The sequence below is a fragment of the Pulveribacter sp. genome, assembly GCF_032079985.1.
Classification (GTDB): domain Bacteria; phylum Pseudomonadota; class Gammaproteobacteria; order Burkholderiales; family Burkholderiaceae_C; genus Melaminivora.
In genome coordinates, this window is the sequence record NZ_DAMATK010000001.1 from 90,957 (window position 1) to 117,436 (window position 26,480).

The 26,480-nt window shown below is 69.2% G+C and carries 25 protein-coding genes; 13 read left to right on the top strand and 12 right to left on the bottom strand.

From position 1 onward, the window contains the following. The first annotated feature begins 14 nt into the window (after positions 1 to 14). From RT282_RS00460 to RT282_RS00480, 5 genes are all read left to right on the top strand, one after another. Positions 15 to 881: a helix-turn-helix transcriptional regulator gene (locus RT282_RS00460; RefSeq protein WP_313311084.1), complete on the top strand. Its 867-nt coding sequence runs from the start codon at positions 15 to 17 to the stop codon at positions 879 to 881. 163 nt (positions 882 to 1,044) lie between these two features. Next, positions 1,045 to 1,575 (top strand): sigma-70 family RNA polymerase sigma factor, encoded by a 531-nt coding sequence (locus RT282_RS00465; protein ID WP_312756875.1) that lies wholly within the window; start codon positions 1,045 to 1,047, stop codon positions 1,573 to 1,575. Continuing rightward, positions 1,572 to 2,180: a hypothetical protein gene (locus tag RT282_RS00470; RefSeq protein ID WP_312756873.1), complete on the top strand. Its 609-nt coding sequence runs from the start codon at positions 1,572 to 1,574 to the stop codon at positions 2,178 to 2,180. The genes RT282_RS00465 and RT282_RS00470 overlap by 4 nt, the downstream gene beginning before the upstream one ends. Before the next feature lie 70 nt (positions 2,181 to 2,250). After that, positions 2,251 to 3,471 (top strand): sulfite oxidase, encoded by a 1,221-nt coding sequence (locus RT282_RS00475; RefSeq protein ID WP_313311087.1) that lies wholly within the window; start codon positions 2,251 to 2,253, stop codon positions 3,469 to 3,471. A gap of 101 nt (positions 3,472 to 3,572) precedes the next feature. Beyond that, a complete protein-coding gene (locus RT282_RS00480) occupies positions 3,573 to 3,899 on the top strand; it encodes a cytochrome c (RefSeq protein ID WP_313311089.1) in 327 nt (108 codons plus the stop codon). Positions 3,900 to 4,056: 157 nt separating this feature from the next. Here RT282_RS00480 and RT282_RS00485 read toward each other — a convergent pair whose 3' ends face one another. From RT282_RS00485 to mnmG, 9 genes are all read right to left on the bottom strand, one after another. After that, positions 4,057 to 5,097 (bottom strand): peptidoglycan-binding domain-containing protein, encoded by a 1,041-nt coding sequence (locus RT282_RS00485; protein WP_312304025.1) that lies wholly within the window; start codon positions 5,095 to 5,097, stop codon positions 4,057 to 4,059. A 140-nt stretch (positions 5,098 to 5,237) separates the two neighbouring features. Further along, positions 5,238 to 6,008 carry a class I SAM-dependent methyltransferase gene (locus tag RT282_RS00490; RefSeq protein WP_313311091.1) on the bottom strand — a complete coding sequence of 257 codons (771 nt, stop codon included), beginning with the start codon at positions 6,006 to 6,008 and terminating at the stop codon, positions 5,238 to 5,240. Positions 6,009 to 6,047: 39 nt separating this feature from the next. Next, the gene (locus RT282_RS00495; protein ID WP_313311093.1) at positions 6,048 to 6,992 is read right to left on the bottom strand and encodes a ParB/RepB/Spo0J family partition protein; all 945 of its coding nucleotides are present in this window, start codon (positions 6,990 to 6,992) and stop codon (positions 6,048 to 6,050) included. A 19-nt stretch (positions 6,993 to 7,011) separates the two neighbouring features. After that, positions 7,012 to 7,599 (bottom strand): alpha/beta hydrolase, encoded by a 588-nt coding sequence (locus RT282_RS00500; protein ID WP_313311095.1) that lies wholly within the window; start codon positions 7,597 to 7,599, stop codon positions 7,012 to 7,014. A 167-nt stretch (positions 7,600 to 7,766) separates the two neighbouring features. Continuing rightward, on the bottom strand, positions 7,767 to 11,633 hold the full coding sequence (locus tag RT282_RS00505; protein ID WP_313311097.1) for an IPTL-CTERM sorting domain-containing protein: 3,867 nt from the start codon (positions 11,631 to 11,633) through the stop codon (positions 7,767 to 7,769). A gap of 216 nt (positions 11,634 to 11,849) precedes the next feature. Beyond that, positions 11,850 to 12,620 carry a ParA family protein gene (locus RT282_RS00510; protein WP_313311098.1) on the bottom strand — a complete coding sequence of 257 codons (771 nt, stop codon included), beginning with the start codon at positions 12,618 to 12,620 and terminating at the stop codon, positions 11,850 to 11,852. A gap of 29 nt (positions 12,621 to 12,649) precedes the next feature. Then, positions 12,650 to 13,264, bottom strand: coding sequence for a LysE family translocator (locus RT282_RS00515; RefSeq protein WP_313311100.1), 615 nt, complete (start codon positions 13,262 to 13,264; stop codon positions 12,650 to 12,652). 48 nt (positions 13,265 to 13,312) lie between these two features. Then, positions 13,313 to 13,984: a 16S rRNA (guanine(527)-N(7))-methyltransferase RsmG gene (gene rsmG / locus RT282_RS00520; RefSeq protein ID WP_313311101.1), complete on the bottom strand. Its 672-nt coding sequence runs from the start codon at positions 13,982 to 13,984 to the stop codon at positions 13,313 to 13,315. After that, positions 13,981 to 15,945: a tRNA uridine-5-carboxymethylaminomethyl(34) synthesis enzyme MnmG gene (gene mnmG, locus RT282_RS00525; RefSeq protein ID WP_313311103.1), complete on the bottom strand. Its 1,965-nt coding sequence runs from the start codon at positions 15,943 to 15,945 to the stop codon at positions 13,981 to 13,983. The genes rsmG and mnmG overlap by 4 nt, the downstream gene beginning before the upstream one ends. Before the next feature lie 165 nt (positions 15,946 to 16,110). Between mnmG and RT282_RS00530 the strand changes: the two genes are divergently transcribed. The 4 genes from RT282_RS00530 to RT282_RS00545 all read left to right on the top strand — a co-directional run bounded on the left by RT282_RS00530 (position 16,111) and on the right by RT282_RS00545 (position 19,030). Continuing rightward, the gene (locus tag RT282_RS00530) at positions 16,111 to 16,695 is read left to right on the top strand and encodes an NAD(P)H-dependent oxidoreductase (protein ID WP_313311104.1); all 585 of its coding nucleotides are present in this window, start codon (positions 16,111 to 16,113) and stop codon (positions 16,693 to 16,695) included. A gap of 74 nt (positions 16,696 to 16,769) precedes the next feature. Further along, positions 16,770 to 17,057: a YkgJ family cysteine cluster protein gene (locus RT282_RS00535; protein ID WP_313312558.1), complete on the top strand. Its 288-nt coding sequence runs from the start codon at positions 16,770 to 16,772 to the stop codon at positions 17,055 to 17,057. A gap of 88 nt (positions 17,058 to 17,145) precedes the next feature. Beyond that, a complete protein-coding gene (gene gstA / locus RT282_RS00540; protein ID WP_313311105.1) occupies positions 17,146 to 17,754 on the top strand; it encodes a glutathione transferase GstA in 609 nt (202 codons plus the stop codon). A 154-nt stretch (positions 17,755 to 17,908) separates the two neighbouring features. Further along, positions 17,909 to 19,030, top strand: a complete 1,122-nt coding sequence (locus RT282_RS00545) for an alkene reductase (RefSeq protein WP_313311106.1) — start codon at positions 17,909 to 17,911, stop codon at positions 19,028 to 19,030. A 100-nt stretch (positions 19,031 to 19,130) separates the two neighbouring features. Here the strand turns inward: RT282_RS00545 and RT282_RS00550 are convergent, their stop codons facing one another. Both RT282_RS00550 and RT282_RS00555 read right to left on the bottom strand, forming a co-directional pair. Further along, complete coding sequence (locus RT282_RS00550) at positions 19,131 to 20,801, bottom strand: methyl-accepting chemotaxis protein (protein ID WP_313311108.1); 1,671 nt, start codon at positions 20,799 to 20,801, stop codon at positions 19,131 to 19,133. A gap of 115 nt (positions 20,802 to 20,916) precedes the next feature. Beyond that, positions 20,917 to 23,154: a heavy metal translocating P-type ATPase gene (locus RT282_RS00555; RefSeq protein ID WP_313311110.1), complete on the bottom strand. Its 2,238-nt coding sequence runs from the start codon at positions 23,152 to 23,154 to the stop codon at positions 20,917 to 20,919. Positions 23,155 to 23,294: 140 nt separating this feature from the next. On the opposite strand from RT282_RS00555, the gene RT282_RS00560 reads away from it, so the two are divergent. From RT282_RS00560 to RT282_RS00575, 4 genes are all read left to right on the top strand, one after another. After that, the gene (locus tag RT282_RS00560) at positions 23,295 to 23,492 is read left to right on the top strand and encodes a cation transporter (RefSeq protein ID WP_312757036.1); all 198 of its coding nucleotides are present in this window, start codon (positions 23,295 to 23,297) and stop codon (positions 23,490 to 23,492) included. Continuing rightward, a complete protein-coding gene (gene cueR / locus RT282_RS00565) occupies positions 23,489 to 23,908 on the top strand; it encodes a Cu(I)-responsive transcriptional regulator (RefSeq protein WP_312307367.1) in 420 nt (139 codons plus the stop codon). Before RT282_RS00560 ends, cueR begins: the two co-directional genes overlap by 4 nt. Positions 23,909 to 24,075: 167 nt before the next feature. Further along, positions 24,076 to 24,957 (top strand): glutathione-dependent disulfide-bond oxidoreductase, encoded by an 882-nt coding sequence (gene yghU, locus RT282_RS00570; protein WP_313311111.1) that lies wholly within the window; start codon positions 24,076 to 24,078, stop codon positions 24,955 to 24,957. Positions 24,958 to 24,994: 37 nt separating this feature from the next. Continuing rightward, positions 24,995 to 25,633 (top strand): glutathione S-transferase, encoded by a 639-nt coding sequence (locus RT282_RS00575; protein ID WP_313311113.1) that lies wholly within the window; start codon positions 24,995 to 24,997, stop codon positions 25,631 to 25,633. Positions 25,634 to 25,680: 47 nt separating this feature from the next. Here RT282_RS00575 and RT282_RS00580 read toward each other — a convergent pair whose 3' ends face one another. Next, positions 25,681 to 26,403, bottom strand: a complete 723-nt coding sequence (locus RT282_RS00580; RefSeq protein WP_313311115.1) for a TetR/AcrR family transcriptional regulator — start codon at positions 26,401 to 26,403, stop codon at positions 25,681 to 25,683. Positions 26,404 to 26,480: the final 77 nt, after the last annotated feature.

Here is a 26,480-nt window from a genome sequence, read left to right on the forward strand (position 1 = left end):
ACCCTGTCGCGATCATGCCAAGCATTGCCGCCGCCGGCCCCGGCCGGGCCCTGTCCTATGTCGAGTCGCTCACGCCGCACCTGTTCGTGCCCAGCCGGGCGCGGCCCGTGCGCGCCAAGTACCGCCAGCTGGGCGCCGACACCCAGGTGCGCCCGCACAGCCACGCCTGGGCGCAGGTGGCCATCTCCACCAGCGGCGTGCTGCGCCTGACGGTGCCGGGCGGCACCTTCATCGTGCCACCCTCGCGGGCGCTGTGGATCCCGCCCGGCGTGGAGCACGCCGTGACCATGGTGGAGGACGCCGACCTGCGCACGCTGTACTGCCACCAGCCGCCCGGCCACTGTGGCCCCGCCGTGGCGCGCGCCGAGCAGACGCCCTGGCGCCAGTGCCGGGTGCTGGAGGTCTCGCAGCTGCTGCGCGCCCTGGTGCGCGAGATGCCCACCGCCGCCGACGGCGAGCCGCTGCCGCCCGAGCAGCTGCGCCGCGAGCGCCACCTGAGCGCCTTGATCCTGGACGAGCTGCGCCGCGCCGCCAGCGTGCCGCTGGGCATCGACCTGCCAAGCGACAAGCGCCTGCGCCAGCTGTGCGAGGCCGTGCTGGCCGATCCCACGCGCCACGAGACGCTGGCCCATTGGGCGCGCGGCACCGGCGCCAGCCCGCGCACGGTGGCGCGGCTGTTTCGCCAGGAGCTGTCCAGCACCTTTACGCAGTGGCGCCAGCAGGTCATCCTGGCCCAGGCGCTGGCCCTGGCGGCGCGGCGCCGGCCCATCAACCAGATCGCCGCCGAGCTGGGCTACAACAGCCCCAGCGCCTTCTCGGCCATGGTGCGGCGCGCGGTGGGCATGTCGCCGGGGCGCTTCCTGGGCACGCCGCAACCGTGAGGCGGGCGCACTGTTATATGAAAAACGGCTCCAGCGCCCGCCCCTCTTGCGCAAGCAGCTATCAATAGAGAAGCATCACAAATCCAAACTCACTGCGCAATACAAGGGTTTTCCCTGACGTGCGGTATGGAATGGATCAAGGCGCCGACCGCTCCTAGTCCCCATGATTTCCACGGCCGAGTCGCGCTACAACCAGTGGGTACGCGAGCACTACCGCTTCCTGCTGCGCAGCGCCTGGGCGCTGACGGGCTCGCGCGCGCTGGCCGAGGACGTGGTGCAGGACTGCTTCACCAGCGCCTGGCGCCACCGCGACCAGCTGCGCGACGCCAGCCTGGCGCGCGCCTGGCTGTTTCAGATCATGCGGCGCCACGCGCTGCGCCACCTGCTGCCGCAGCAGCCGCTCCAATACAGCGCCGACGACCCGGCGCACGACGTCCCCGCCCCGCCCTCGCCCATCGACGACCGGCTGGACGTGGTCAAGGCGCTGGCCCGCATCGCCCCCATCCACCGCGAGGTGCTGGTGCTGTACTACTTCGACGACATGTCCACCGCGCAGATGGCCGAGGCGCTGGACATCGCGCCCGGCACGGTGCTGTCGCGCCTGGCCCGGGCGCGCGATGCACTCAAGGCCGCGCTCGGCCCGGCGCCGGCCGCCGGCGCCAGCGTGATCCCTCTGCGAAAGGCCAGCCGATGACCCGTCCCACCCCGCCGCAGGACACACCCGTGCAGACGCTGCAGGAGACCGATTTCGACCTGCGCGCACGCGCCGAGATGGCCCTGGCCTTTCCAGCCGACGAACCGCCCGCGCACCTGTTCAGGCACACGCCCTGGCATGCGCGCCGCGGCGTGCGGCGGCTGCTGGCCGCGCTGCTGGCCGGCAGCACCGCGGCGTCCGCCGTGTTCGCCATGCGCCCGCCCTCGCTGGTGCGCTCGGCCATCGAGCACGAGTACTACGAACGTACGCTGCGCGGCAGCTTCATGCCCGAGGCCGAGGTCGCCCGCCACCTGGACCTGCCGCCCGGCCAGCCCTTGCCCGGCTTCACCCAGCTGCTGCGCCCCTGCGAGATCGAGGGCAGCCGCGCCTACCACCTGACCACCTTCTTCGAGAAGGGCGGCATCGTCACCGTCATGGCCTTCGACCAGCCCACGGCCCTGCCCGACGGCCAGGGCTGGTGGGCCAACAGCTACTGGCAGGTGGCACGCTCGCGCGAAGGCCGCCCGCTGGTGCTCATCGCGCAGAAGAAACAGGCGCTGGCGGTGGCCAGCCGGGCGCTGGCGGCGCCGGCGCCCGCCAACTGAGCGGCCTGCCGCCCACCGATTTTTCTTTTTTTCCTTTTTTCCCACCAACGACTCCCAGGAGACACGCCCCATGCACACCCAAGCCCCTGCCTCCCTGCCCCGCCGCCGCCTGCTGGCGGGCAGCGCCAGTGCGCTGGCCGCCGCCGGCCTGGCCAGCTTCCACCAGGGCGCCGCGGCGCAGTCGGCGGCGCCGGCCGCGGCCAAGCCGCTGCCCGGCTACGCCGGCTGGAAGAACGCCGATGCCGTCATCGTGCACAGCAGCACCACCATCGAGACGCGCCGCGGCGCCTTCGGCACCAGCGTCATCACGCCCTCGGACCAGCTGTACGTGCGCAACAACCTGCCCACCCCGCCCGAGTCCATCGTCGCCGACCGCGACGCCTGGCAGGTGCAGGTGAGCGGCGTGAAGGAGCCGCGCCGCCTGTCGGTGCGCGAGCTCAAGTCCATGGGGCTGGAGACGGTGACCATGGTGCTGCAGTGCTCGGGCAACGGCCGGGGATTTTTCCCCAGCAAGCCCAGCGGCACGCCCTGGACGGTGGGCGCCGCCGGCTGCGTGGTCTGGAGCGGCGTGCCCGTGCGCGACGTGGCGCGCGCCCTGGGTGGCGTGGCCGATGGCATGAAGTACATGACCGGCACCGGCGGCGAGGTACTGCCCCCGGGCATCGACCCCAAGACGGTGGTCGTCGAGCGTTCGGTGCCGCTTGAGGCCATGCAGGACGCGCTGCTGGCCTGGGAGATGAACGGCGAGCCCGTCCCGCTGGCGCACGGCGGGCCGCTGCGCCTGATCGTGCCGGGCTACACCGGCGTGAACAACATCAAGTACATCGGCCAGCTCGCCTTCACCGACAAGGAGAGCGAGGCGCGCATCATGAGCCACGGCTACCGCATCTCGCCGCCGGGCGGCAAGGGCGACCCCAGCCAGCCGTCGGTGCAGCAGATGAGCGTCAAGTCCTGGATCAACGGCCCGCTGCCCGAAGATGGCGAGCTGGCCCCAGGCCGCGTGCAGATCCACGGCGTGGCCTTCGGCGGCATGCACGCCGTCAAGGGTGTGGAGGTGTCCGTGGACGGCGGCAAGACCTGGCAGGCCGCGCGCCTGGTGGGCCCGGACATGGGCCGCTACGCCTGGCGCCAGTTCGTGCTGCAGGCCGATCTGCCGCGCGGCAGCCACACCCTGGCCAGCCGCGCCACCGACGCCCAGGGCAACGTGCAGCCCGAGCAGCGCGAGGAAAACCAGGCCGGCTACAACAACAGCAGCTGGGCCGATCACGCGGTGACCGTCAAGGTGGGCTGAAGCAGCGCCCGCCCCGCCCTCTCCTTTCCTCTTTCACCCTGCGCGGCAGCTGCCGCCCGTCCCCAGCGGGGCCGGGTGGCGCGCTGCGACTCGTCCTCGCCATGATCCAGAAACTGCCCTCCCTCGCCCTGTCCACCCTCTTGCTGGCCGCCGGCCCCGCGCTGGCCGATGACGCCGCCCAGATGGCCCTGGGCAAGAAGCTGTTCAACACCGCCACGCCGGCCTGCGCCGTCTGCCACACCCTCAAGGACGCCGGCGCCGAGGGCGCCATCGGCCCGGTGCTGGACGAGCTGCAGCCCGACGCCGACCGCGTCACGCGCGCCATGCGCAACGGCATCGGCAGCATGCCGTCCTTCAAGGGCACGCTGAGCGATGCGGAGATCGCCGCTGTCGCCCTGTACGTGAGCCGCGCCAGCCGGGGCAAGTGAGCCTGGCGCTCCGGCGCGCCTCGGCGGATTTGGAGCCAAAACCACCTCCAGCCCTTGCTGTACAAGCGCTGGCAGCTACCAAAAAGAGAGTTGGAAGCAAAAACGCCAGCGCGGCTCAAGGCCGCGCTGGCGTTTTTTAATCAAGGGTACCGGTGGATCAGCGCGACAGCGCACCCGCCGTGGCCGTGTCCAGCCGGCCCGTCACCGGCAGGCCCTGGGCCTGCTGGAATTCGCGCAGCGCCCTGGCCGTCTTCGGACCTGCGGAGCCGTCGGGCGTGCCGACGTTGTAGCCCAGCGCATTCAGGCGCTCCTGCGCCTCGCGCACCGACATGGCTGCGCCCGCCCTGGTTTGCGACGGAGCGGCCCCGCCGTCCACCGACAGCTTGCCGCCGCCGCCCAGGCCCTGGCCCTGCACGCTTTGCGCGCGGTAGCTGCGCAGCGCCACGACCATCTGGTTGTACGCGTCCATGAAGGCGGCCGTCAGCACCTTGCCCTGCGCGGTGTTCTGGTAGCCGCCCAGGCCGCCGGCGCCACCGCCGCCGAACACGCTGCCGAAGCCGGCGAAATCGGTCTTGGAGGCGCTGCCCTCGGAAGCCGCCACCTGCACGCCCGAGCGGTTGTCCACCAGCGTCAGCATGGCGCTGGCCTCGCGCGTCTTCATGCTGCCACCGATGGCCGCCACCGCCCGGCCGCGACCGCCGCCGATCAGGCCGCCCAGCGCGGCGCCCATGCCGCCCGCGTCGTTGTTGCTGAAGATGATCTCGGGCGACAGGCCGTAGTCGGAGGCCACCATCTGGCCCTTGCCGAAGTTGCTGCCGCCGCGCATCTCGCCCGAACCCATGAGCTGGCGCTCGCGGTCCATGGCGCGCATGCCGGCTGCACCGCGCTCCACCACGATGAAGCAGTTGGACTGCTGGATCAGCAGACGCAGCAGGTTGGAGGTGGGCGGCAGCTTGTATTCGTTGCGCAGGATGGTGTACCAGCCGGCGTCTTGGTTCTCCACCAGCGACACGGTGCCCAGCGGGGCCGGGCAGCGCTCCAGCTGGCTGCTTTCATTGGCGGCGCTGCCGCCGGCGGCAGCGCCGGTGGCCACGGTCTTGGACTCGGCGCTGCCCATCTTCATGTTGGTGGTTTCGCAGCCGGTCAGCACCAGCGCGGCGCAGGCTGCAGCCAGCAGCGTCAGGGTTTTCTGGGACATGGCTCTCCTTACCTCTGTCTTTCTTGTCGTCATTCGGTTGATGGGAAAAGGGATGGCCCGCGCTGCCGCAGTCACTGCTGCGGCGCGCGGACCGGCGGCGCAAAATCCTAGCAGCCCCTTCCAGACCGCAACTTTTTCTTTCAGTTTGTTTCTTCTGCCGTTGCTTCCACGGCCACGGAGGGGGCGAAAGGCAGGCGGTACAGCCACAGCGGCGTCCCGCCTGCCGCTTGTGCCTGCAGTCGCGCCTGGGGCACCGCGCCGGGCACGGCGAACTCCAGGCTTGCCAGCCACGCTCCGGGCGCCATCTGCTGCTGCGCCTTGGCCGCCGCGCGGCCCATGGTCTCGGGGCGCTGGAACAGGTAGACCAACTGATAGTCCCCCCAGTCGGCGGCCCAGATGTCGCCCCGGCGCACGCGCGCGAAGCGGCAGCGCAGCCGGCAGGCCAGGGCCAGCGGCCAGCTCCATTCGATGCCCTCCAGGCGCGCACCCGGGTAGGCCTGGCGCAGCGCCAGCAGGCCGTCGCCCAGGCCGCAGCCCGCGTCCAGCACGCGCGCACCGGCGGCCAGCGGCGCGGCCCGCTCCAGGCCGGCCAGGGCGCCGCGCGGCGTGGGGAACACCGGCGCGTCGCGCCAGGCGTGCAGCGGGTACAACAGCAGGAGCAGGCCCAGAGGCAGCAGCCAGGCCCAGGCGGGCAGCGCCGCCGCGCCCGACAGCAGCAGCGACAGCGGAAAGCCCAGCGCGATCAGCAGCCGGCGCCACCAGGCGGCAGCCCACAGGCTGGCCGCCACGCCCACGGCGCTGGCCAGCAGCAGGGCCGTCAGCGCGCCCAGCGCCGGCCGGGCGGCGGCATGCACCAGCCACGCTGCGGCCCACGCCAGCACGGCGGGCAGGGGCCAGCGCAGGCGGGGCATGGGTTGTTGGGTATGAGGGGGCGAGGCCGTGGCAGCGCGTCAGTCTTGCTCGGCGCTTCCGCCGCGCAGGCGCTCGATCAGGCCGTTCAGGGCCTCCAGCGAGCCGAACTGGATGGCCAATTCGCCCATCTGCTCGGTGCGCCCGCCGCGGCGCACGCGCTTTTTCACGCGCACCTCGACCTGGGCGGTGAGCAGGTCGGACAGCTCTTCTTCCACCCGGCGCAGGTCACGCGGTTTGTCGTCCTTGCGCGCCCTGCTGGCCGCGCCGCTGGCGCCGCCGTCCGGTGCGGCAAGCTTCTTCGCCAAGCCCTCGGCCTCGCGCACGGACAGCTTCCTGGCGGCGATCTGGTGGGCCGCGGTGATCTGCTGCGCGCGCTCCAGCGCCAGCAGGGCGCGCGCGTGGCCCATGTCCAGGTCGCCGGCCATCAGCATGGTCTGCACCGGCTCGGCCAGGTTCAGCAGGCGCAGCAGGTTGCTGGCGGCGCTGCGCGAGCGGCCTACGGCCTGCGCCGCCTGCTCGTGCGTCAGGCCGAACTCGCGCGTCAGGCGCTGCAGGCCCTGCGCCTCTTCCAGCGGGTTCAGGTCCTCGCGCTGGATGTTCTCGATGAGCGCCATGGCAGCGGCGGCCTCGTCGGGCACGTCGCGCACCAGCACCGGCACCTCGGCCAGGCCGGCCAGGCGCGAAGCGCGGAAGCGCCGCTCGCCGGCGATGATTTCGTACTTGCCGGCGTTCTCGCCCTTGGTCAGGCGGCGCACCAGGATGGGCTGCATCACGCCCTGCGCGCGGATGCTCTCGGCCAGCTCGTACAGCGCGCCCTCGTCCATGCGAGTGCGCGGCTGGTAGATGCCGGGCACCAACTGGTCCAGGGCCAGCGCATGCGGCACGCCGTCGGCGGCGCCGGGCTGGGCCGGCGTGTCTGCGACCTTGGGGCCGAGCAGCGCTTCGAGCCCGCGGCCCAGACCCTTGGGTTTCTTGGTGGCCATCGTGATGTATCTCTTTTCGTCAAAAAGGGGCGCAAACGCCCGTGCCGCTGCCGCTGCCGTCATCGCTGTCGCCCTCGGCCAGCGCCTGCAGCAGCGCCCGCCCCTGCGGCCACAGGCCCAGGGCGGATTCGGCGTTGATGTGCCCGCGCTCGCCCAGGTCGACGAAGCGCGCGCCCCAATCCGCCGCCAGCGCCTGTGCGCGTGCGAAGCTGCAGTACGGATCGTTGCGGCTGCCCACCAGCACGGCGGGAAACGGCAGCCGCTGGCGCGCGATCGGCGCCCAGCCGGGGATCTGCGCGGCCAGGCCGGGCTGCTCCACATCACCCGGTGCCACCAGCAGCGCGCCGCGCACCTTGTGCGCATGGCGCGTGTGCACCGCCCACCAGGCCGTGAGGATGCAGCCCAGGCTGTGCGCGGCCAGCACTACGGGGCCGGGTGCGTCGGCCACCACATCCTCCAGCCGCGCCGACCAGTCGCCGCGCTTCGGAGCCATCCAGTCGTGTTGCTGCACGCGCAGGTCGCCATAAGCCCGCTCCCACTCGGTCTGCCAGTGGCCTTCGGTGGAGTTCTGCCAACCGGGCAGGAGGAGCACTTCGGGGCGGGTCATTGCTATTGATTCAGGAGCTAGCGGCGCTTGATGGGTGGGCGCTGGAGGCCGATTTCATTGAAATTTTCAAAACGGTATTCTGCCCTAGCCCACAAAACACATCGCCGCCGCGACACCCTGGCGGGCGTGGCGGCGGCGATGTGGCTCGTGTCAGCGCGGCGCGGCGCTTACATGCGTCGGCCCGGCTGGACGCCAGAGCGGCGCAGGGCGAAGCCGGCCATGAGCATCGAGAGGATGATCAGACCCCACTCAGAGAGGGTGGGGATGGCCTGGGCCGGGGGCGGGCCTTCGACGGGCAGTTCCTTCTCGTCGGGATCGTTACCGGGGTTCGGGTCGCCAGGGGCATTGACCGTGGCACGGTTGACCAGCGGACGGGACCCCTTGTAGGGCGTGTCGAGCATAACGGTAACGGTGAAGGCGCGTGTGGCCTGCGGCGCCAGCGTGCCGACCTGGCAGGTTACGGTGCGGGTGGCAGTGTCGTGGGCGCAGCCCGGAGCGGAGACGAAGGTCACCCCGGTGGGCAGGACGTCGGTTACCACGCCCAGGGTGCTGTTGCGACCGGCCTCGGTTTCTTCGTTCTTCACGGTCAGCGTGTAGACCACGGTGTCGCCAGCCTTGAGCCTGTCGGTGGGTCCAGCCAGGGCGGAAGATGTGCCTTCCTTGTTCAGCGACAGGTCCACGTCTTCGATGGAGCCGGGTGGCACGCTCGGATCACGCGTGGAGGTGCGGTCGTTAGTGTCGTTGTTGGCCAGCACGTCGAGGGCTGGGTCGGTCAGGCCCTCTTCCAACGCGCTCACCGAGGCGTTGTGGAAGATGGTGCCGGTCAACCGGCCCGCGGGCAGGCTTTGGGCCGTCATCTTAAACTTGATGGTCACGATTTCGCCCGGCGCCATCGTGCCGAGATTGCAGACCAGCGGGCCGGCAGTGGCCCCAGCGGTAAGGTCAGGACACGCTGTCGCCACCGGAACCAGCGTGGTAGCGCCGTTGCTGGAGGCTACCTCCAGCGTGCCGGCCTGCCAGTTGAACGTGGCCGACGAGGCCGCCGAGCCCGGCACCTTTGGGTTGAGCACGCCGGGAAACACGTCTGTCATCACCACGTTGGTGGCGAATGCCGGGCCGTTGTTGGTGACGGTGATGGTGTATTGCGTCTCCTGGCCCAGGGCGATGGCATCGGCGCTGTGCGACATATTGATGAGCACGTCCAGTTCGGTCCGGTCGAGGGGAACCACGGCTTGCGCGTCGTTGTTGTCCTTTTTCGGTTCGTGGGTGGACGTGTCCACATGCACCGTGTTGCTCAGTTCCACGGGCGGCGTAAGGCCGCCGACATCGCCGGACGAGCGCTGCTCGTAAGTCACCGCGTACTGGGCGCCGCTGTTCAGCGTGGGCCACGAGCATTCGAGCGTACCGCCCAGCTCGCCGTTAGCGGGCTGCGTGGCGCAGGTTCCGCCGTTATTCACCTGCAGGCTGTCGCCGATCCAATAGCCGTTGGTGGGCAGGGTGTCCACCATCGTCACGTCACGGGCGACGGACGGGCCCAGGTTTTGCACGACCACTGTGTAAGTGACTGGCTCGCCGGCCTTCGCGGGCGAAGGGGTGGGAGTCTTGTGGGCTGCCAGATCGACGATCGGGCGCACCAGGATTTCCGTCCTGGCCTCATTGTTTCCGTCATTCGTGTCGCGCACCTGGGTGCTGCTGACACGGGCTATGTTTTCCTGGCGGTAGTAATTCGCCGGGTCGGTGGGAGTCGGGGTCTGCGGGGAACGGTCGGGGGCGAAGTGACGCACCACCAGCGTGATCGTGGCCGAGGCGCCTGGCTCGAGCTCCATGCCCTCGCAACTCCACTCGCGGGTTGTGTTGGTCGCATTGCCGCCGATCGAGCCGTTGCCAGCACCGAGGGCGGAGCCGTTGGTGCAAGCGCTTCCTTGGGCGGCACCGCCATTGATAGAGACCGAGGCAGAGACAAAACCGCCGTCCGGGAACGGCGCGGTGGCGCCGGCGACGGGCGTGCCGTCGGCGTTGCGTGCCAAGCCGTGGGTGGACGTGATCAGGTTGGTCAACTGATCTGTCACGGTGATGCCGGTCGAGCGCTGGAAGCCGGCGCCCGGGGCATTGGTCACGGTGAGGGTGTAGGTCACCTCCTCGCCGAAGTCATCGACCCGTACCTTGCTGGCCGATTTGGTGATGCCCAAGTCGCCCAGCTCAGGCGACGCGGCCACGCTGACGCTGTCGCTTGGCGTGATCGGGAAGGCGCGGTCGCCCACGCCGGTGATGCCGACGTGGTTGATGATGGCAGTGGAATAGCCAGCCGGCAGGGGCATGACCGTGGCGTTGAGCGTCAGGTCCTTGTAGCCGTTAGGCTCGAAGCCCGCGGCGTTGGTGCAGGTCAGGTCAGCGGCCCCTGTAACCGGCAATCCTGGACAGTTCCATCCTGCCGCGGTGGATGCCGCGGAGATGCTGTCGATGCGGATGTACTGCGGCACGTTGTCGACCACGGTGACCGTGGACGCGATGGGCAGCGTGCTGGTGTTGCGCGCACGGATGCCGTAGGTAAACGTCTCGCCCTGTCGCACGACCGGCAGGCTCGTCGACTTGCTCACGCTCATGGAAACGGTGTCGCTGTAGGTCACAGTGCTGGTGTCGGTGTTGAGCGCGTTCACGCAGGCCGTGCATTCGTTGGAAGCGGATACGGTGCCGGTGTTCGTCACCGCCGCTCCATCCGCCCCTCCGGCGGGCACCGTGGTCTGGAGCCTGAGAGCCGAATAGGCACTCCCCACTGCGGGCGCGCTGCCGCTGTAGTCACAGGTGATGACCTGGCCTGCCGCGGAGCAAGCCCAGCCGTTACCGGTGAAGCCGTTGTAGACGACCCCTGCGGGCAGGGTATCGACCACTCGAACGTTTTGCGGCGCGTCGCTGCCGCTGTTGCGGGTCACGCTCAGCGTCCATTCGACGGCGGTCGGCGCGTCTGTGTCGACAACCCGGGGAACGGGACGGCTGTTCCACTTCTCCAGGCTCACGTCCACTTCTAGGTTGGCGCCGACATTGGCGATTGTTGCCGAGCGGGTGTTGTTGTCGATCACCGCATCGGGGAAGGGCGTCGTGCCACCGCCGCCCGCATCGAAGCCGCTGACGTTGACGCTCGCGGCAATCGACGAGCCGGGTGCAGCCGTGGCGATGGCCGGGAAGGTGAGCTCGGGAAGCACGTCACCCAAAGCAATGCCGCCCGCGGGCGCGGGGTAGTTGCAGGTAAAGACGGTACCCGGGTTCTGATTAACGGCCGAGGGCGTGCAGTTCCAGCCGCTGCCGGAGGGTGTGCTCCCGGTCGCGCCCACGGGCACTGTAAAGGTCACCTGTGCCGAACCTCCACTAGGGACGGTCGATGGCCCGTGGTTGGTAACCACGGCGGTGTAGCTGTAGGGGGAATACTGCGTAGGCGTCGTGACCGGGCCGTTGAAGACGATGCCCAGGTCGGCTGCCTTGGTGGTGGTGATGTTGCGTTCAAGATCCTGGTTGTTGGTTGGATCGGAATCCGTTTCGCTTGACATCGCCGAGGCATACGCCCGCCACTTGTTGGTTTCAACGCTGGGTAGCGTGACGTTGAAACCGATGACGCGGCTGTCGCCTGACGAGGACAGCGTGCCCAGGGGGCAGGTGAAGGTCTGGTTGCCTGCCGTGATGGTTGTGCCACTGGCCAGCACGGGCGTGCAGCTCACGCCTGCCGGCGCGCTGATGGAACGGAAGATCGCATCCACCGGCAACCGCTGCGTCATCACGACATTGGTGGCCGCCGCCCCCAGGTTGAGCTGTGTGGTCACTTCATAGGTGAAATCCCCGCCCGCCAAGCCTGTGGCGCTTGCAGGAATGGCGTTGTGGTTGACCAGAACGTCTACCGCCTGAGCCTGCGCGCCTGCGGCGAACAGGACCAGCGGCACGGCGAGAAAAAAGGCGCGAGGGCCGGACTCAAGCAGGTGAGGCTTGGCGGCGAAGAGCGACGCCAGCGGCACGGCGGCACCACGTGAAAGCAAATGTTTAGGCATGGCTGTAACTTTCTTGAGAAAGTGCCGAAGTGGGTTCCCTGAACAGGCCGTTAACTTCGGAGAAACGATGCAACTGCAGTAACCGCAGGTTGCGACCCAGCCGAGTCTAAGTAGACCTGTTCAGCAATTGCCTACATTCGCTCACAAGCACCCACACAAATAGTAATTGTTTGCAATTCGTATGGTTTTGTACGGCTTTAACGCACGTTCGTGCCCTTACATCCGCTTGATGCGACCCACCATTTCCTGTGCGAACTCGACGAAAGCCTGGCTTCCCTTGGCGTTCGCGTCGAAAACCACCCCCGGCAGGCCATAGCTGGGCGCCTCGGCCAGCCGCACGTTGCGCGGGATGACGGTGTCGAACACCTTGTCGCCGAAGTGCTCCTTGAGCTGCTCGCTCACTTGCTGCTGCAGCGTGATGCGCGGGTCGAACATGACGCGCAGCAGGCCGATGATCTGCAGGTCGGGGTTGAGGTTGGCGTGCACCTGCTTGATGGTGTTGACCAGGTCGGTCAACCCTTCCAGAGCGAAGTATTCGCACTGCATGGGCACGATGACGCCGTGCGCGGCGCACAGGCCATTCAGGGTCAGCAGGCTGAGGGACGGCGGGCAGTCGATCAGGACGAAGTCGTACTCGCCGCCCACCTCGGCCAGGGCGTTTTTCAGGCGCCTCTCGCGCTGCTCCAGCTCCACCAGTTCCACCTCGGCGCCGGCCAGCTCACGGTTGGCGCCCAGCACTTGGTAGCCGCCGGGCTCGGACAGCACGGCGGCGTCGCGCACACCGGCTTGCCCCAGCAGCACGTCGTAGATGGTCTGCTGCAAAGCCCGCTTGTCCACGCCCGAGCCCATGGTGGCGTTGCCCTGGGGGTCCAGATCCACCAGCAGCACGCGCTGGCCTATCTTGGCCAGACCGGCGGCCAGGTTGACGGTGGTGGTGGTCTTGCCGACGCCACCCTTTTGGTTGGCGATACAAAAAATCTTGGCCATGCGGTGCAGGGGTGGCGCGCGAAGCGCGCTTAATTAGAGACGGCCAGCTTGATGCCGAAGCCGATAAGAAAGGTGCCTGCCGTTTTTTCCAGCACCCGGGTGATGCGGGGGCTGGCGCGCATGCGCTCGGCCAGGCGGTGCGTGAGCAGCACGACGATCAGGCAGTAGATGAAGGTCAACACGGCGATGGTGGCCGCCATGACGGCGAAAGTCAGCAAGCCCTGGTGGCGCGCCGGATCTACGAACAGCGGGAAGAAGGCCATGTAGAACACGATGGCCTTGGGATTGAGCAGCGTGATGATGGCGGCCTGCTTGAAGTAGTGCCGCGACTCCATGCGCAGGACGGGGGCGTCGCCCGGTTTGGCGGTGAACATCTTCAAGCCCATCCACGCCAGGTAGGCGGCGCCCAGCCACTGCATTGCGTGGAAGGCCGCGGGCCAGGACGCCAGCAGCGCGGCCACGCCGGCCACGGCCGCCCACATGAGGACTTGGTCGGCGGCGATCACCCCGGCGGTGGCCTGCAGGCCGGCGCGCACGCCCCCCTTGCCGGTGGAAGTGATGAGGGCCAGGTTGCCCGGCCCGGGGATGGCCAGGAACAGGACAATGGCGGCGACGAAGGCGCCGTAATCAGCGATGCCGAACATGGTGACCAGCCTCAGAGGACAAGCTGGCAAGTGTACGCGGGCGGCCGCTCAGGCGGGCCGCATCCAGACGATGCAGCGCTCGGCATCCAGTCCGGGTACGGCGATTTGTTCCACGTGAAACACCTGCACGTCGGCGCCCAGCGCGGCCATCTCGTACTGTGGATACTTGCCCTTCATGGCCAGCCACGCGCCGTCCGCACGAATGGCCGCGCGGGACCACTGGGTGAAGTCCGCCAGCGAGGCAAAGGCGCGGCAGCTGACTACGTCGTAAGGACCATCCAGCGTCTCTACCCGGGCATGCAGGCCCTGCAGGTTGGGCAGGCGGAGGGTGGCCGCCGCCTGCTGGATGAAGGCAGCCTTCTTGGCCACCGTATCCACACAGTGCACCTGTAGCCGCGGGCAGCAGATGGCAAACACCACGCCGGGCAGGCCGCCGCCGGAACCTACGTCCAGCAACCGCGCACCCGCGCCCTGCCCTGCCAATGAGCCCAAGTGCCGGCGAAGGGGAGCGACGGCCGCCAGACTGTCCAGCAGATGGTGGGTCAGCATCTCCTGCGGGTCGCGCACGGCCGTCAGGTTGTAGACCTTGTTCCACTTCTGCAGCAGCTGCAGGAAGTCCAGCAGCTGCTGGCGCTGCACATCGGAAAGTTCCAGGCCCAGCGCCTGTGCGCCTTCGCGCAGGCCCTTGGCCAAACTCTCCAAACCCGTCAGGCCGCTCATGCCGCGCTCTCCGCCTCGGCAGCAGCAAAACCCTTGAAGCCGCCCTTCTTCAAGTGAACCAGCAGCAGCGAAATGGCCGCCGGCGTGACGCCCGAGATGCGCGATGCCTGGCCCAGCGTCTCCGGCCGATGCTTTTGCAGCTTTTGCCGCACCTCGATGGACAGGGCCGCCACCTGCATGTAGTCCAGCTCCGGGGGCAGGCGCAGCTTTTCGTAATGGGCAGCGCGCTGCACTTCTTCCTTTTGCCGGTCGATGTAGCCCGAATACTTGGCGGCGATCTGCACCTGCTCCACCACACTGTCGGCCAACTCACCCAGTGTTTCACGTGAAACGTTGGCGCTGGCATGCCTGCCGTCGTCCAGCGTCATCAGGCTGGCGTAGTCCACATCCGGGCGGCGCAGCAGGTCGAACAGGTTGTATTCGTGCTCGATGGCCTTGCCCAGCACGCGCAGACTCTCCTCGGCGGGCAGGTTGCGCGGATTGACCCAGGTAGCCTTCAGGCGCTGCGTCTCAGCCGCCACGGCGTCGCGCTTGCGGCTGAACAGCTCCCAGCGAGCGTCATCCACCAGTCCCAGACGGCGGCCGATCTCCGTCAGACGCATGTCGGCGTTGTCCTCGCGCAGCTGCAGACGGAACTCCGCACGGCTGGTGAACATACGGTACGGCTCCGTCACGCCGCGGGTCACCAAGTCATCCACCAGCACGCCCAAATAAGCCTCGTCGCGCGCCGGCAGCCAGGGCGATTCGCCATGGCACTGCAGGGCGGCATTCAGGCCGGCGAACAGGCCCTGGGCGGCGGCCTCTTCATAGCCCGTCGTGCCGTTGATCTGGCCGGCAAAGAACAGGCCCTGGATCTGCCTCGTCTCGAAGCTGCTCTTGAGCGAGCGCGGGTCGAAATAGTCGTACTCGATGGCGTAGCCCGGGCGCAGGATGTGGGCGCTCTCCAGCCCGCGCATGCTGCGCACCAACGCCAGCTGGATATCGAACGGCAGGCTGGTGGAGATGCCGTTGGGGTAGTACTCGTGCGTGGTCAGGCCCTCGGGCTCCAGGAAGATCTGGTGGCTTTCCTTGTCGGCAAAGCGGTTGATCTTGTCCTCCACGCTGGGGCAGTAGCGCGGCCCCACCCCTTCGATCTTGCCGGTGAACATGGGACTGCGGTCAAAGCCCGAGCGGATGATCTCGTGCGTGCGCGCGTTGGTGTGCGTGATCCAGCACGGCACTTGGCGCGGGTGCATGGCGCGCGAGCCCATGAAGCTGAACACCGGCACCTCGCCCTCATTCACGCCGCCTGGCATGCCGTCGCCGGGCTGCTGCTCGCAGGCCGAAAAGTCGATGCTGCGCCCGTCGATGCGCGGCGGCGTGCCGGTCTTCAGCCGGCCCTGGGGCAGGCGCAGCTCCTTGAGCCGGGCCGACAGCGTGACGGCCGGCGGGTCGCCGGCGCGGCCGGCGGCGTAGTTGTCCAGGCCGACATGGATGCGCCCGTCCAGGAAGGTGCCGGCCGTCAGCACCACCGCGCGGGCGCGGAACTTCAACCCGATCTGCGTGACGGCGCCGACCACGCGGTCGCCCTCCACCATCAGGTCGTCCACCGCCTGTTGGAACAAACTCAGGTTGGGCTGGTTCTCCAGCATGCGGCGGATGGCGGCCTTGTACAGCACCCGGTCGGCCTGGGCGCGGGTGGCGCGCACGGCCGGGCCCTTGCTGCTGTTGAGGATACGGAACTGGATGCCCGCCTCGTCGGTCGCCAGCGCCATGGCCCCGCCCAGCGCGTCCACCTCTTTCACCAGGTGGCCCTTGCCGATGCCGCCGATGCTGGGGTTGCAGCTCATCTGTCCCAGCGTCTCGATGTTGTGGGTCAGCAGCACGGTCTGGCAGCCCATGCGCGCGGCGGCGAGGGCGGCCTCGGTGCCGGCGTGGCCGCCGCCGACGACGATGACGTCAAATTCCTGGGGATACAGCATGGGCAGGCAAGAAGGAGCGTAGGAGCCGGCAAATGCCGGGAAAACCCGCGATTTTCCCACCTTTAGAGAAAAACCGTGCACGGTGATGGCTTGGCTGCCGGCCTGTTTCACGTGGAACAACGCACCGCAGGAATCCTGCCCGGTCCCTGTGCTCCAATTCCCACCATGAAACTCCTCGTCTTCGCGGGCAGCACCCGCCAGCAATCCTTCAACCGCCGCTTGGCCGCCGTGGCCGCAGATATCGCGCGCGAACTCGGCGCACAGGCCACGCTGCTGGAGTTGGCCGACTACGACATCCCCATGTACCACGCCGAGCTGGAGGCGCGCGGCACCCCGCCCGACGTGATCCGCCTGAAGGAGGCCATGGACGCGCACCCGGCCTGGATCATCTGCTCGCCCGAATACAACGGCAGCTACACCGGCCTGCTCAAGAACACCATCGACTGGGCCTCCAGCCCCGTCGCCGGGCATCCCGTGTGGGCCGACGGCTCGCGGCCCTTCGGCGGAAAGGTGGTGGGCATGCTCAGCGCATCCAACGGTCTGCTGGGCGGCCTGCGCTCGCAAAGCCACCTGGCGCCGCTGCTCATCAACCTGGGCTGCTGGCTGGCGCCGCGCCACCACGCCCTGGGCCAGGCCGCCAGCGCCTTTGGCGACGACGGCCGTTTGCTGGATGCCGGCCAACAGGCCCGCGTGCAGGCCGTGGTGCAGCAGGTGCTGTGGGCCGCCGAGCGGCTGCAGCAAGCCGACTGAAATCACAGTCAAATCCGCCTCAAACGCTTTCCGCACAAGCGCTGACAGCTATCAATTACATAGTGAGTGAGTCCATAGATTGCCGCCCCGGCTGCGGCGCCTGCTGCATCGCGCCGTCCATCAGCTCGCCCATCCCCGGCATGCCGCGGGGCAAGCCGGCCGGCGTGCGCTGCGTGCAGCTGGACGATCATGATCGCTGCCTTGTGTTCGGCCAGCCCACGCGCCCGGCGGTGTGCGCATCGCTACGGCCTCATCCCGGCCTGTGCCGCGCCAGCCGCGCCGAGGCGCTAGCGCACATCGCCTGGATGGAGCGCGCCACCGCCCCGCAGCAGCAGCGGCCGGGGTCCAAAGACCCTGGCTGACAGACGTCTTGCCGAGCCCCTAGCATGTGCCTTGCGCTTGTCTTCACCACCCAACAACCGCGCAAAGAATGAAGAAAGGACGGTTCCCATGAAGCTGTACTACTCCCCCGGCGCCTGCTCGCTGTCGCCGCACATCGTGCTGCACGAGGCCGGGCTGGCCTACACGCCCGTGCTGGCCAGCACCAAGAGCCACAAGCTGCAGGATGGCACGGACTTCTATTCCATCAACCCGCTGGGCTACGTGCCCATGCTGGAGCTGGACGACGGCACCCGCCTGCGCGAAGGCCCGGCCATCGTGCAATACCTGGCCGACCAGGCACCGCACAAGAACCTGGCGCCCGCCCATGGCACGCTGGCGCGCTACCGCCTGCAGGAGTGGCTGAACTTCATCGGCACCGAAGTGCACAAGGGCTTCACGCCGCTGTTCAAGCCCAACACGCCCGAGGCCTACAAGCCGATCGCCCGCGAGGGCCTGCTGTCCCGCCTCAGCTGGGTGGATGGCGAGCTGGCCGGCAAGGACTACCTGATGGGCGAGCACTTCAGCGTGGCCGACGCCTACCTGTTTGCCGTGACCGGCTGGGCGCCGCACGTCGGGCTGGACATCTCCCACCTCAAGCACATCGCCGCCTGGCGCGAGCGCGTCGCCGCCCGTCCGGCCGTGCAGGCCGCGCTGAAAGCCGAAGGCCTGCTGAAATAAGAACCGCCCCTGTGGCGCCAGGCGCCCTCCCCTTCTTCTTCAGGAAGGGGACGCCGCGCACGGCCGGGCAAAGCCCGTTCCGTGGCGTCTGTCGGCATGGCCTGCTCCGCAGCCTTGTGAGCGGCCAGCATTGCTTCAAAAAAGAATTTTTCTCATGACCACCCTGTTCGACCCCCTGCAAGCCGGCGCGCTGCGTCTGGCCAACCGCATTGCCATGGCCCCGCTGACGCGCAACCGCGCGCCCCAGGCCACGCCCGGCGAGATGAACGTCACCTACTACCGCCAGCGCGCCAGCGCCGGCCTGATCGTCTCCGAGGGCACGGCCATCAGCCACCAGGCCCAGGGCTATGCCGACGTGCCCGGCCTGTATGGCAGCGAGCAGCTGGACGGCTGGAAGCGCGTGACCGACGCAGTGCACGAGGCCGGCGGCACCATCGTCTGCCAGCTGTGGCATGTGGGCCGCGTGTCGCACGACAGCCTGCAGCCGGAAGGCGGCGCGCCCGTGGCGCCCTCCGCCGTCACGGCGCACAGCAAGACCTATCTGATCGACCAGGCCAGCGGCAAGGGCGGCTTTCAGCCCACCTCGGCGCCGCGCGCGCTGCAGGCCGAGGAGCTGCCCGGCATCGTCCACACCTTCGCCGCCGCAGCGCGCAACGCGGTGCAGACGGCGGGCTTTGATGGCGTGGAGATCCACGGCGCCAACGGCTACCTGCTGGACCAGTTCCTGAAGACCGGCGCCAACCAGCGCACGGACGATTACGGCGGCAGCATCGAAAACCGCGCGCGGCTGATGCTGGAAGTGACCCGTGCCGTGGCCGACGCCGTGGGCGCCGACCGCACCGGCCTGCGCCTGTCGCCCGTCACCCCGGCCAACGACATCGTGGACGCCGACCCGCAGCCCCTGTACGAGTACCTGGCGCGCCAGCTGGCGCCGCTGGGCCTGGCCTTCATCCACGTCATCGAGGGCTCCACCGGCGGCCCGCGCGAGGTGGAGGGCCGCCCCTTCGACTACGACGCTTTCAAGGCCGCCTACCGCAGCGCCGGCGGCCAGGGCGCGTGGATCGTCAACAACGGCTACGACGGCGAAATGGCTGCCCAGGCCGTGGCCAGCGGCCGGGCGGACGCCGTGGCCTTCGGCCGCGCCTTCATCTCAAACCCCGACCTGGTGGAGCGCCTGCGCACCGGCGCGCCTTTGAACGAATCGGACCGCGCGACCTTCTACGGCGGCGGCGAGCACGGCTACACCGATTACCCTGCCCTGAACGGCCAGGGCTGAAACAGCAAGGGGCGCCGCGGCGCCCCTTTTTTGTTTTCAAGCCAAATCGGCCTCCAGCGCTCGTCGTACAAGCGCCAGCAGCTACTGAATCAATAGCGCATCAGCCTTGCAGCCGCAGCGCCCCCGGCTGGGCCTGCAGGGCCGGCGAAGGCGCCGGCGCGGCGGTGGCAGCTGCGGCTGCCATGTGCAGGCCGGCGTGCTCGCCCTCGTCGGCCAGGCGGAACTGCTGCACCACCAGCGACAGCCGCGCCGCCTGCTCGCGCAGGGATTCGGCGGCGGCGGCGCTCTCCTCCACCAGCGCGGCGTTTTGCTGCGTCATGCGGTCGATCTCGCCCACGGCGCCGTTGACCTCGCCGATGCCGGCGGACTGCTCGGCGGCGGCGGAGTTGATCTCGCCGATGATGTCCGTCACGCGCTGCACGCTGCCCACGATCTCCTGCATGGCGCGGCCGGCGTCTTCCACCTGGCGCACACCGCCGTCCACGGCGGCCACGCTGGTGCCGATCAGCTGCTTGATCTCGCTGGCCGCGGCGGCGCTGCGCTGGGCCAGGCTGCGCACCTCGCCGGCCACCACGGCAAAGCCCCGGCCCTGCTCGCCGGCGCGCGCGGCTTCCACGGCCGCGTTCAGCGCCAGGATGTTGGTCTGGAAGGCGATGGAGTCGATCAGCCCGATGATGTCGCCGATCTTGCGGCTGGAGCTGGCGATGCCGTGCATGCTGGTCACCGCCTGGGCCACGATGTCGCCGCCGCGCGTGGCGGTGCCCGAGGCCGAGGTGACCAGCTGGTTGGCCACCTGCGAGGACGAGGCCGTCTGCTGCACCGTGGCCGTCAGCTGCGACAGCGAGGCCACCGCCTCCTGGGCGTTGCTGGCCGTCTGCTCGGTGCGGGCGGACAGGTCCTGGTTGCCGGTGGCGATCTGCTGGCTGGCGGTGGCGATGCTGCCGCTGGCGTCGCGCACCTGCGAGACCAGGCCGGACAGGCCCTGCTGCATCTCCACCAGGGTGCGCTGCAGGTCGGCCGCCTCGTCGCGGCCCTGCACCTGCACGTGCTGCGACAGATCGCCCCCGGCGATGGCCTGCGCCATGGAGCGCGCCGCCTCCAGCGGGCGGCAGATGGAGACCATGTTCAGCAGCGTCAGCGGCACGACCACCACCACGGCGACGATCACCGCCAGGATGAACAGCCACTTGGTCTGTTCGGCGATGCGGTTCTGGCCGGCAATGGCCTCCTGCACGTCGATGGCCAGCGCCTTCTCCAGCTGCTGGACCTGGGCGTTGGCGTTGGCGAACTGCTCCACGGCGCGCTCGCTCATGCGATTGGCAATGGTGGCGGTGTCGTAGCCGCCGTCTTCCAGCTGGCGCGCCACGCCCTGAAACAGCTTGCGATAGGCCTGCAGGTATTCACCCGCCTGGGCGGCCTGCGCGCGATCGTCCTCGGACAGCACGCGGGCGAACTCCTGCGTCAGGCGCTCGGCGCCGTCCAGCGCACCCTCCCACTGCGTTTTGGACATGCGCACCTGGTCGGGCTTTTCGTAGTTGATGATCATGTCCTTCTCGTACTGGCGCACCTGGCCCAGGTCGCCGCGCAGCTGGCCCAGCAGCGCCACGGCAGCGTGCGACTGGTCGATGAAGGCCTGGCTTTGCGCGTGAATGCGCAGCATGCCCATCATCCCTGCGCTGCCGAGCAGCGCCAGCAACAGCATCACCACGGCAATGGCGCCGATCATGCGGGTACGGATCGTAAAGGCCCGCATCAGTGCGTAGAAGTTCATGTCCCTGTCTCTCAGGGCGCCCCATACCGCGGGGTGCGGGAAGCAGGACGCCGTTTAACTTGCAACAAAAAGTTGCAGTGTACGGGAACCTACCAAGTGCGCGTGTGCAAATTTCTCAACCACGCCAGCGCTTCAATAGCAAAGCATTGGTCATCACGCTGACCGAACTGAGCGCCATGGCCGCGCCGGCCATCACCGGGCTCAGGTAGCCCAGCGCCGCCAGGGGAATGCCGGCCACGTTGTAGATGAAGGCCCAGAACAGGTTCTGGCGGATCTTGGCCACGGTGCGGTGCGAAATGTCCAGCGCCGCCGCCACCAAGCGGGGCTCGCCACGCATCAGCGTGATGCCGGCGGCGTGCAGGGCCACATCCGTGCCATTGCCCATGGCCAGGCCCACGTCGGCGGCGGCCAGGGCGGGCGCGTCGTTCACGCCGTCGCCCACCATGGCCACCACCGTGCCGCCCTGCTGCAGCTGGCGCACGGCGTCGGCCTTGCCATCTGGCAGCACCTCGGCCATGACTTCACCGGCTTCCGGGTCCAGGCCCAGGCGGCGCGCCATGGCGGTCGCCGCGCCCCGGTTGTCGCCAGAGATCATCACACAGCGCACCCCGCGGGCCTTGAGCTCGGCCAACGCCGCGCGTGCGCCGGGTTTGGGCTCGTCGCCGAAAGCCAGCAGGGCGCGCACGGCCAGGGCGCCGCCTGGCGTGCGCTCGGCCAGAGCGGAGACGGTGGCGCCCCCCTGCTGCAGCGCCTCGGCCGGCGCCTGCAGCGCGCCCAGTCCTGCGCCCAGCTCCTGCATCCAGCGCAGGCTGCCGACCAGCCAGTCACGGCCCTGCACGCGGCCTTCGGTGCCACGGCCGGGCACGGCGCGCACGTCCTGCGGCTCGGGCACGGCCAGGGCGCGTGCGCCTGCTGCCTGTACCACCGCGCGCGCCAACGGGTGCTCGCTGCCGCTTTGCACGCCGGCCACGGCAGCCAGCAGCGCGGCTTCGTCGCCGTCTGGTTCCACGTGAAACGCCGTCAGCACCGGCTGGCCCACGGTCAGCGTGCCGGTCTTGTCAAAGGCCACGGTGGTCACGCGGTGCGCCGTTTCCAGCGCCTCGGCGTCCTTGATCAGCACGCCGTGCTGCGCCGCCACCCCCGTGCCGGCCATGATGGCCGCCGGCGTGGCCAGGCCCAGGGCGCAGGGGCAGGCGATGACCAGCACGGCCACGGCGTGGATCAGGGCGCTTTCCAGCCCCGCCCCGCTCCACAGCCAGCCCGTCAGCGTAGCCAGGGCGATCAGCAGCACCACCGGCACGAACACGGCCGCCACCCGGTCCACCAGGCGCTGGATGGGCGCCTTGGCGGCCTGTGCGTCCTCCACCAGCCGGATGATGCGTGCCAGCACGGTCTCGCTGCCCACGGCCGTCACCTGCATCAGCACGCGGCCCTCGCCGTTGATGGCGCCGCCGGTCAGGCGGTCACCCGGCTCGCGCGCCACGGGCAGGGGTTCGCCGGTCAGCATGGACTCGTCCACCTGCGTCTGGCCCTCCAGCACCGTGCCGTCCAGCGGGATGCGCTCGCCCGGGCGCACCACCAGACGGTCGCCGGCCAGGATCTCGGCGATGGGCACGTCCACCTCGCCGTCCCGGCCCAGCAGGTGCGCCACGTCCGGGCGCAACGCATGCAGCGCGCGGATGGCCGCGGTGGTCTGGCGCTTGGCCCGCGCCTCCAGCCACTTGCCCAGCAGCACCAGGGAGATGACCACGGCCGAGGCCTCGAAGTACAGGTGCGGCGCATGCCCTTCGGGCGCAGTGGCCCACAGCCACAGCGACAGGCCATAGCCGGCACTGGTGCCCAGAGCCACCAGCAGATCCATGTTGCCGGTCAGCGCCCGGGCCGCGTGCCAGCCGGCCTTGTAGAAACGCGCGCCCAGGATGAACTGCACCGGCGTGGCCAGCAGAAACTGCACCCACGCCGGCAGCATCCAGTGCTGCCCGAACAGGTCGCCCACCATGGGCAGCACCAGCGGCGCCGACAGCAGCAGGCCGATGCCCACCGGCATGAAACCGGCCCAGGGCGAATCGGCGCCGGCCGCGGCCTGCTCGGTCTGCGGCGTGCGCGGCTCGTAGCCGGCGTTGCGGATGGCGCGGCGCGCCAGGGCCGGCATGTCGGCGGCCTGGGCGGCGTCGTAGGTCAGGTGCACCGACTCGGTCGCCAGATTCACGGCCGCGTCCTGCACGCCGGGCAGCTTGCGCAGCGCGCGCTCCACGCGGGCCACGCAGCTGGCGCAAGTCATGCCGCCCACGCCGAGGTCCAGCGCGGCGGCGGGGGCGGACATGGCGGCCGAAGAAGTGGAAGGGGAAGTCATGGCGCCACCTTAAACCTTGACAGCATGTCAGAGTCAAGGGCCGCGCGCCCGCTTGACTTTGCCATCGTGTCAAGCTTCATGATGGCCGCCTCGACCCCGCCCTTTGTTCGATTTTTGCGTTTTCAGGAAAGGAAACCGCCATGCAACACCAATTCACCGTCCAGGGCATGACCTGCGGCCACTGCGAGCGCGCCGTGGTGCACGCCGTGCGCGAGGTGGACACCGACGCCCTCGTCAAGGTGGACCTGGCCACGGGCCAGGTCACGGTGGACAGCGACAAGTCGCGCGACGCCATCGCCAACGCCATCCGCGAAGAGGGCTACCAGGTCGCCGCGTGAACGCGCCCCGCGCCGCCCGCTGGCCCGTGCCCATCGGCGTGGCCGCCGAGCGCGCGGGCGTGTCCGCGCGCATGGTGCGCCACTACGAAAGCCTGGGCCTGCTGACGCCCGTGGCGCGCACGGGCAGCGGCTATCGGCAATACGCCGAGGCCGACGTGCACACCCTGCGCTTCATCCGCCGCGCGCGCGACTTAGGGTTCTCGATGGAGGAAATCGCCCAGCTGCTGGGCCTGTGGCAGGACAAGGCGCGCGCCAGCAGCCAGGTCAAGCGCATCGCGCAAAAGCACATCGACAACCTGGCCGAACGCATCGCCGCCATGCAGGCCATGCAGCGCAGCCTGCAGCAGCTGGTGGGTTGCTGCCAGGGCGACGAGCGGCCTGACTGCCCGATCCTGGACGACCTGGCGGCGCATTAGCGCGCCAGGCGCGGCGGCGCCGCTTGCTTCTATTTTCATAGCTTCTTGCGCTTGAAGGATAAGGGTTAGAGGTCGAAAACACCCAAACCTGCGGCCGCGGCTCATCCGCCGCATACTCGCAAGCCGACCGGCGCCATGCGCCCTGCCCTTTCTCAGGAGACCCGCCCATGACCGAGCCCACTACCGCCTACACCCCGCCCGCCGTCTGGCAATGGAACCAGGCCAACGGCGGCCGCTTCGCCAACATCAACCGCCCGGTGGCCGGCCCCACGCATGACAAGGAATTGCCCGTCGGCCGCCACCCGCTGCAGCTGTACTCGCTGGGCACGCCCAACGGGGTCAAGGTCACCGTCATGCTGGAGGAGCTGCTGGCCCTGGGCCACGTGGGCGCCGAATACGACGCCTGGCTGATCCGCATCAACGAGGGCGACCAGTTCGGCAGCGGCTTTGTCTCCGTCAACCCCAACTCCAAGATCCCCGCGCTGCTGGACCGCAGCAACCCAGAGCAACCGGTGCGCGTGTTCGAGTCCGGCGCCATCCTGATGTACCTGGCCGAGAAGTTCGGCGCCCTGCTGCCACCAGAGCCGGCACGCCGCGCCGAGTGCCTGTCCTGGCTGTTCTGGCAGATGGGCAGCGCGCCGTTCCTGGGCGGCGGCTTCGGGCACTTCTATGCCTATGCGCCGTTCAAGATCGAGTACGCCATCGACCGCTACGCCATGGAGGTCAAGCGCCAGATGGACGTGCTGAACCGCCGCCTGGCCGAGCACGAATACCTGGCCGGAGCCGACTACACCGTGGCCGACATCGCCGCCTGGCCGTGGTATGGGCTGCTCGCCAAGGGCCAGCTGTACGAGGCCGGCGAATTCCTGCAGGTGCACGAATACACACACGTGCTGCGCTGGGCCGAGCAGATCGCCCGGCGCCCGGCCGTGCAGCGCGGGCGCAAGGTGAACCGCACCTTCGGCGCACCCGAGAGCCAGCTGCACGAGCGCCACGACGCCAGCGATTTCGACACCCGCACCCAGGACAAGCTGCAGCCCGCCGCCTGAAGGCCGCGCCGCCAGGAATCATCAAGGAGACCCGCCCATGCCCCTCACCCTGTACGACTGCGCCAGCGCGCCCAGCCCGCGCCGCGCGCGCATCTTCCTGGCCGAAAAGGGCGTGGCCCACGACACCGTGCAGGTGGACCTGAAAAACGGCGAGCAGCTGGGCGAGGCCTACCGCCAGATCAACCCGCAGTGCACCGTGCCGGCCCTGCGCACCGAGGACGGCCTGCTGCTGGCCGACAACGCCGCCATTGCCGCGTACCTGGAGGCGCGCTTTCCCGAACCGCCGCTGCTGGGCACCACGCCCGAGGAGAAGGCCGAGATCGCCAGCTGGAACTGGCGCATGGAGTTCGACGGCCTGCTGGCCGTGGCCGAGGCACTGCGCAACGGCTCGCCGGCCATGGCCGGGCGGGCGCTGCCGGGCAGCGTGGCCTACGCGCAGATCCCGCAGCTCGCCGAGCGCGGGCTGGCGCGCACGGCGCAGTTCTTCGACCTGCTGAACGCACGCCTGCAGGGACGCGAGTTCGTCGCCACGGATGCTTTCAGCGTCGCCGACATCACGGCCGTGGTGGCGGTGGACTTCGCCCGCATCGTCAAGTGCAAGCCGCAGGAAGAGCGCCACCCGCACCTGCTGCGCTGGCGCGCGCAGATGGCCGAGCGGGCGTCGATGGCGCTGTAGCGCGGCGCCTCAGCTTTACAAGCCAAAACAGCTCCAGCGCCCGTCCATCAAGCGCTGGCAGCTCTCTTTTTTGCAGTGCTGCGTGTTGTGCGGGGCGCGCGTGCCAGCACCCCGCCCAGCAGCGTCTCTATGCACTGCTGCGCAATCTCCTCGGGCGTGTGCGCGCCCTCGGGCTGGTACCAGCGCCCGATCCAGCTGAGCGCTCCGGCGATGACGAAGGCCGTCATCTTCGGGTCGCAGGGCGCCAGGGAGCCGTCTTCCACCCCCTGCGCCACCAAGCGGCGGAAGGCCAGGTCGATCTCGGATTTCATGCGCCGCAGCTCGCCGCGCGCGGGCTCGGGCACCTCCTCGTCGCCCACGCGGATCAGGCACATGCCGAAGGGCTGCATGACGATGCCGGCATACACCTGCATGCAGGCGCGCAGCTGGTCCACGGCGTTGCCGCCGGCGGCGCGCGAGGCCTCGATGCCCTGCAGCGTCATGCGCAGGCCCTTGTCCACGCAGGCCAGCAGGATCTCGTCCTTGTTCTTCACGTAGTAGTACAGCGTGGGCTTGCTCACGTGCAGCCGCGCGGCGATGTCGTCCAGCGAGGTGGCGTGAAAGCCGCGCTCGTTGAACATCTGCGCGGCGGTGGACAGCACGGCATTGCGCTTGGCCTCGCGCTGGCGCTGGCGCTCGCCGGCGCCCGACCAGGGCGAGGCTGCGGGCGCGGCGGCATCTGCGGCGGCGGCCACATCGGGGCGGGGAGTACGGCGAAGTTGGGTGGCCATGCAGCGGTCGGACGGTTGCGTTACCGGGAAAGTCCGGATGCCTGGGGTGGCGGGGCGCTCCAAGAATCTACTTCAAA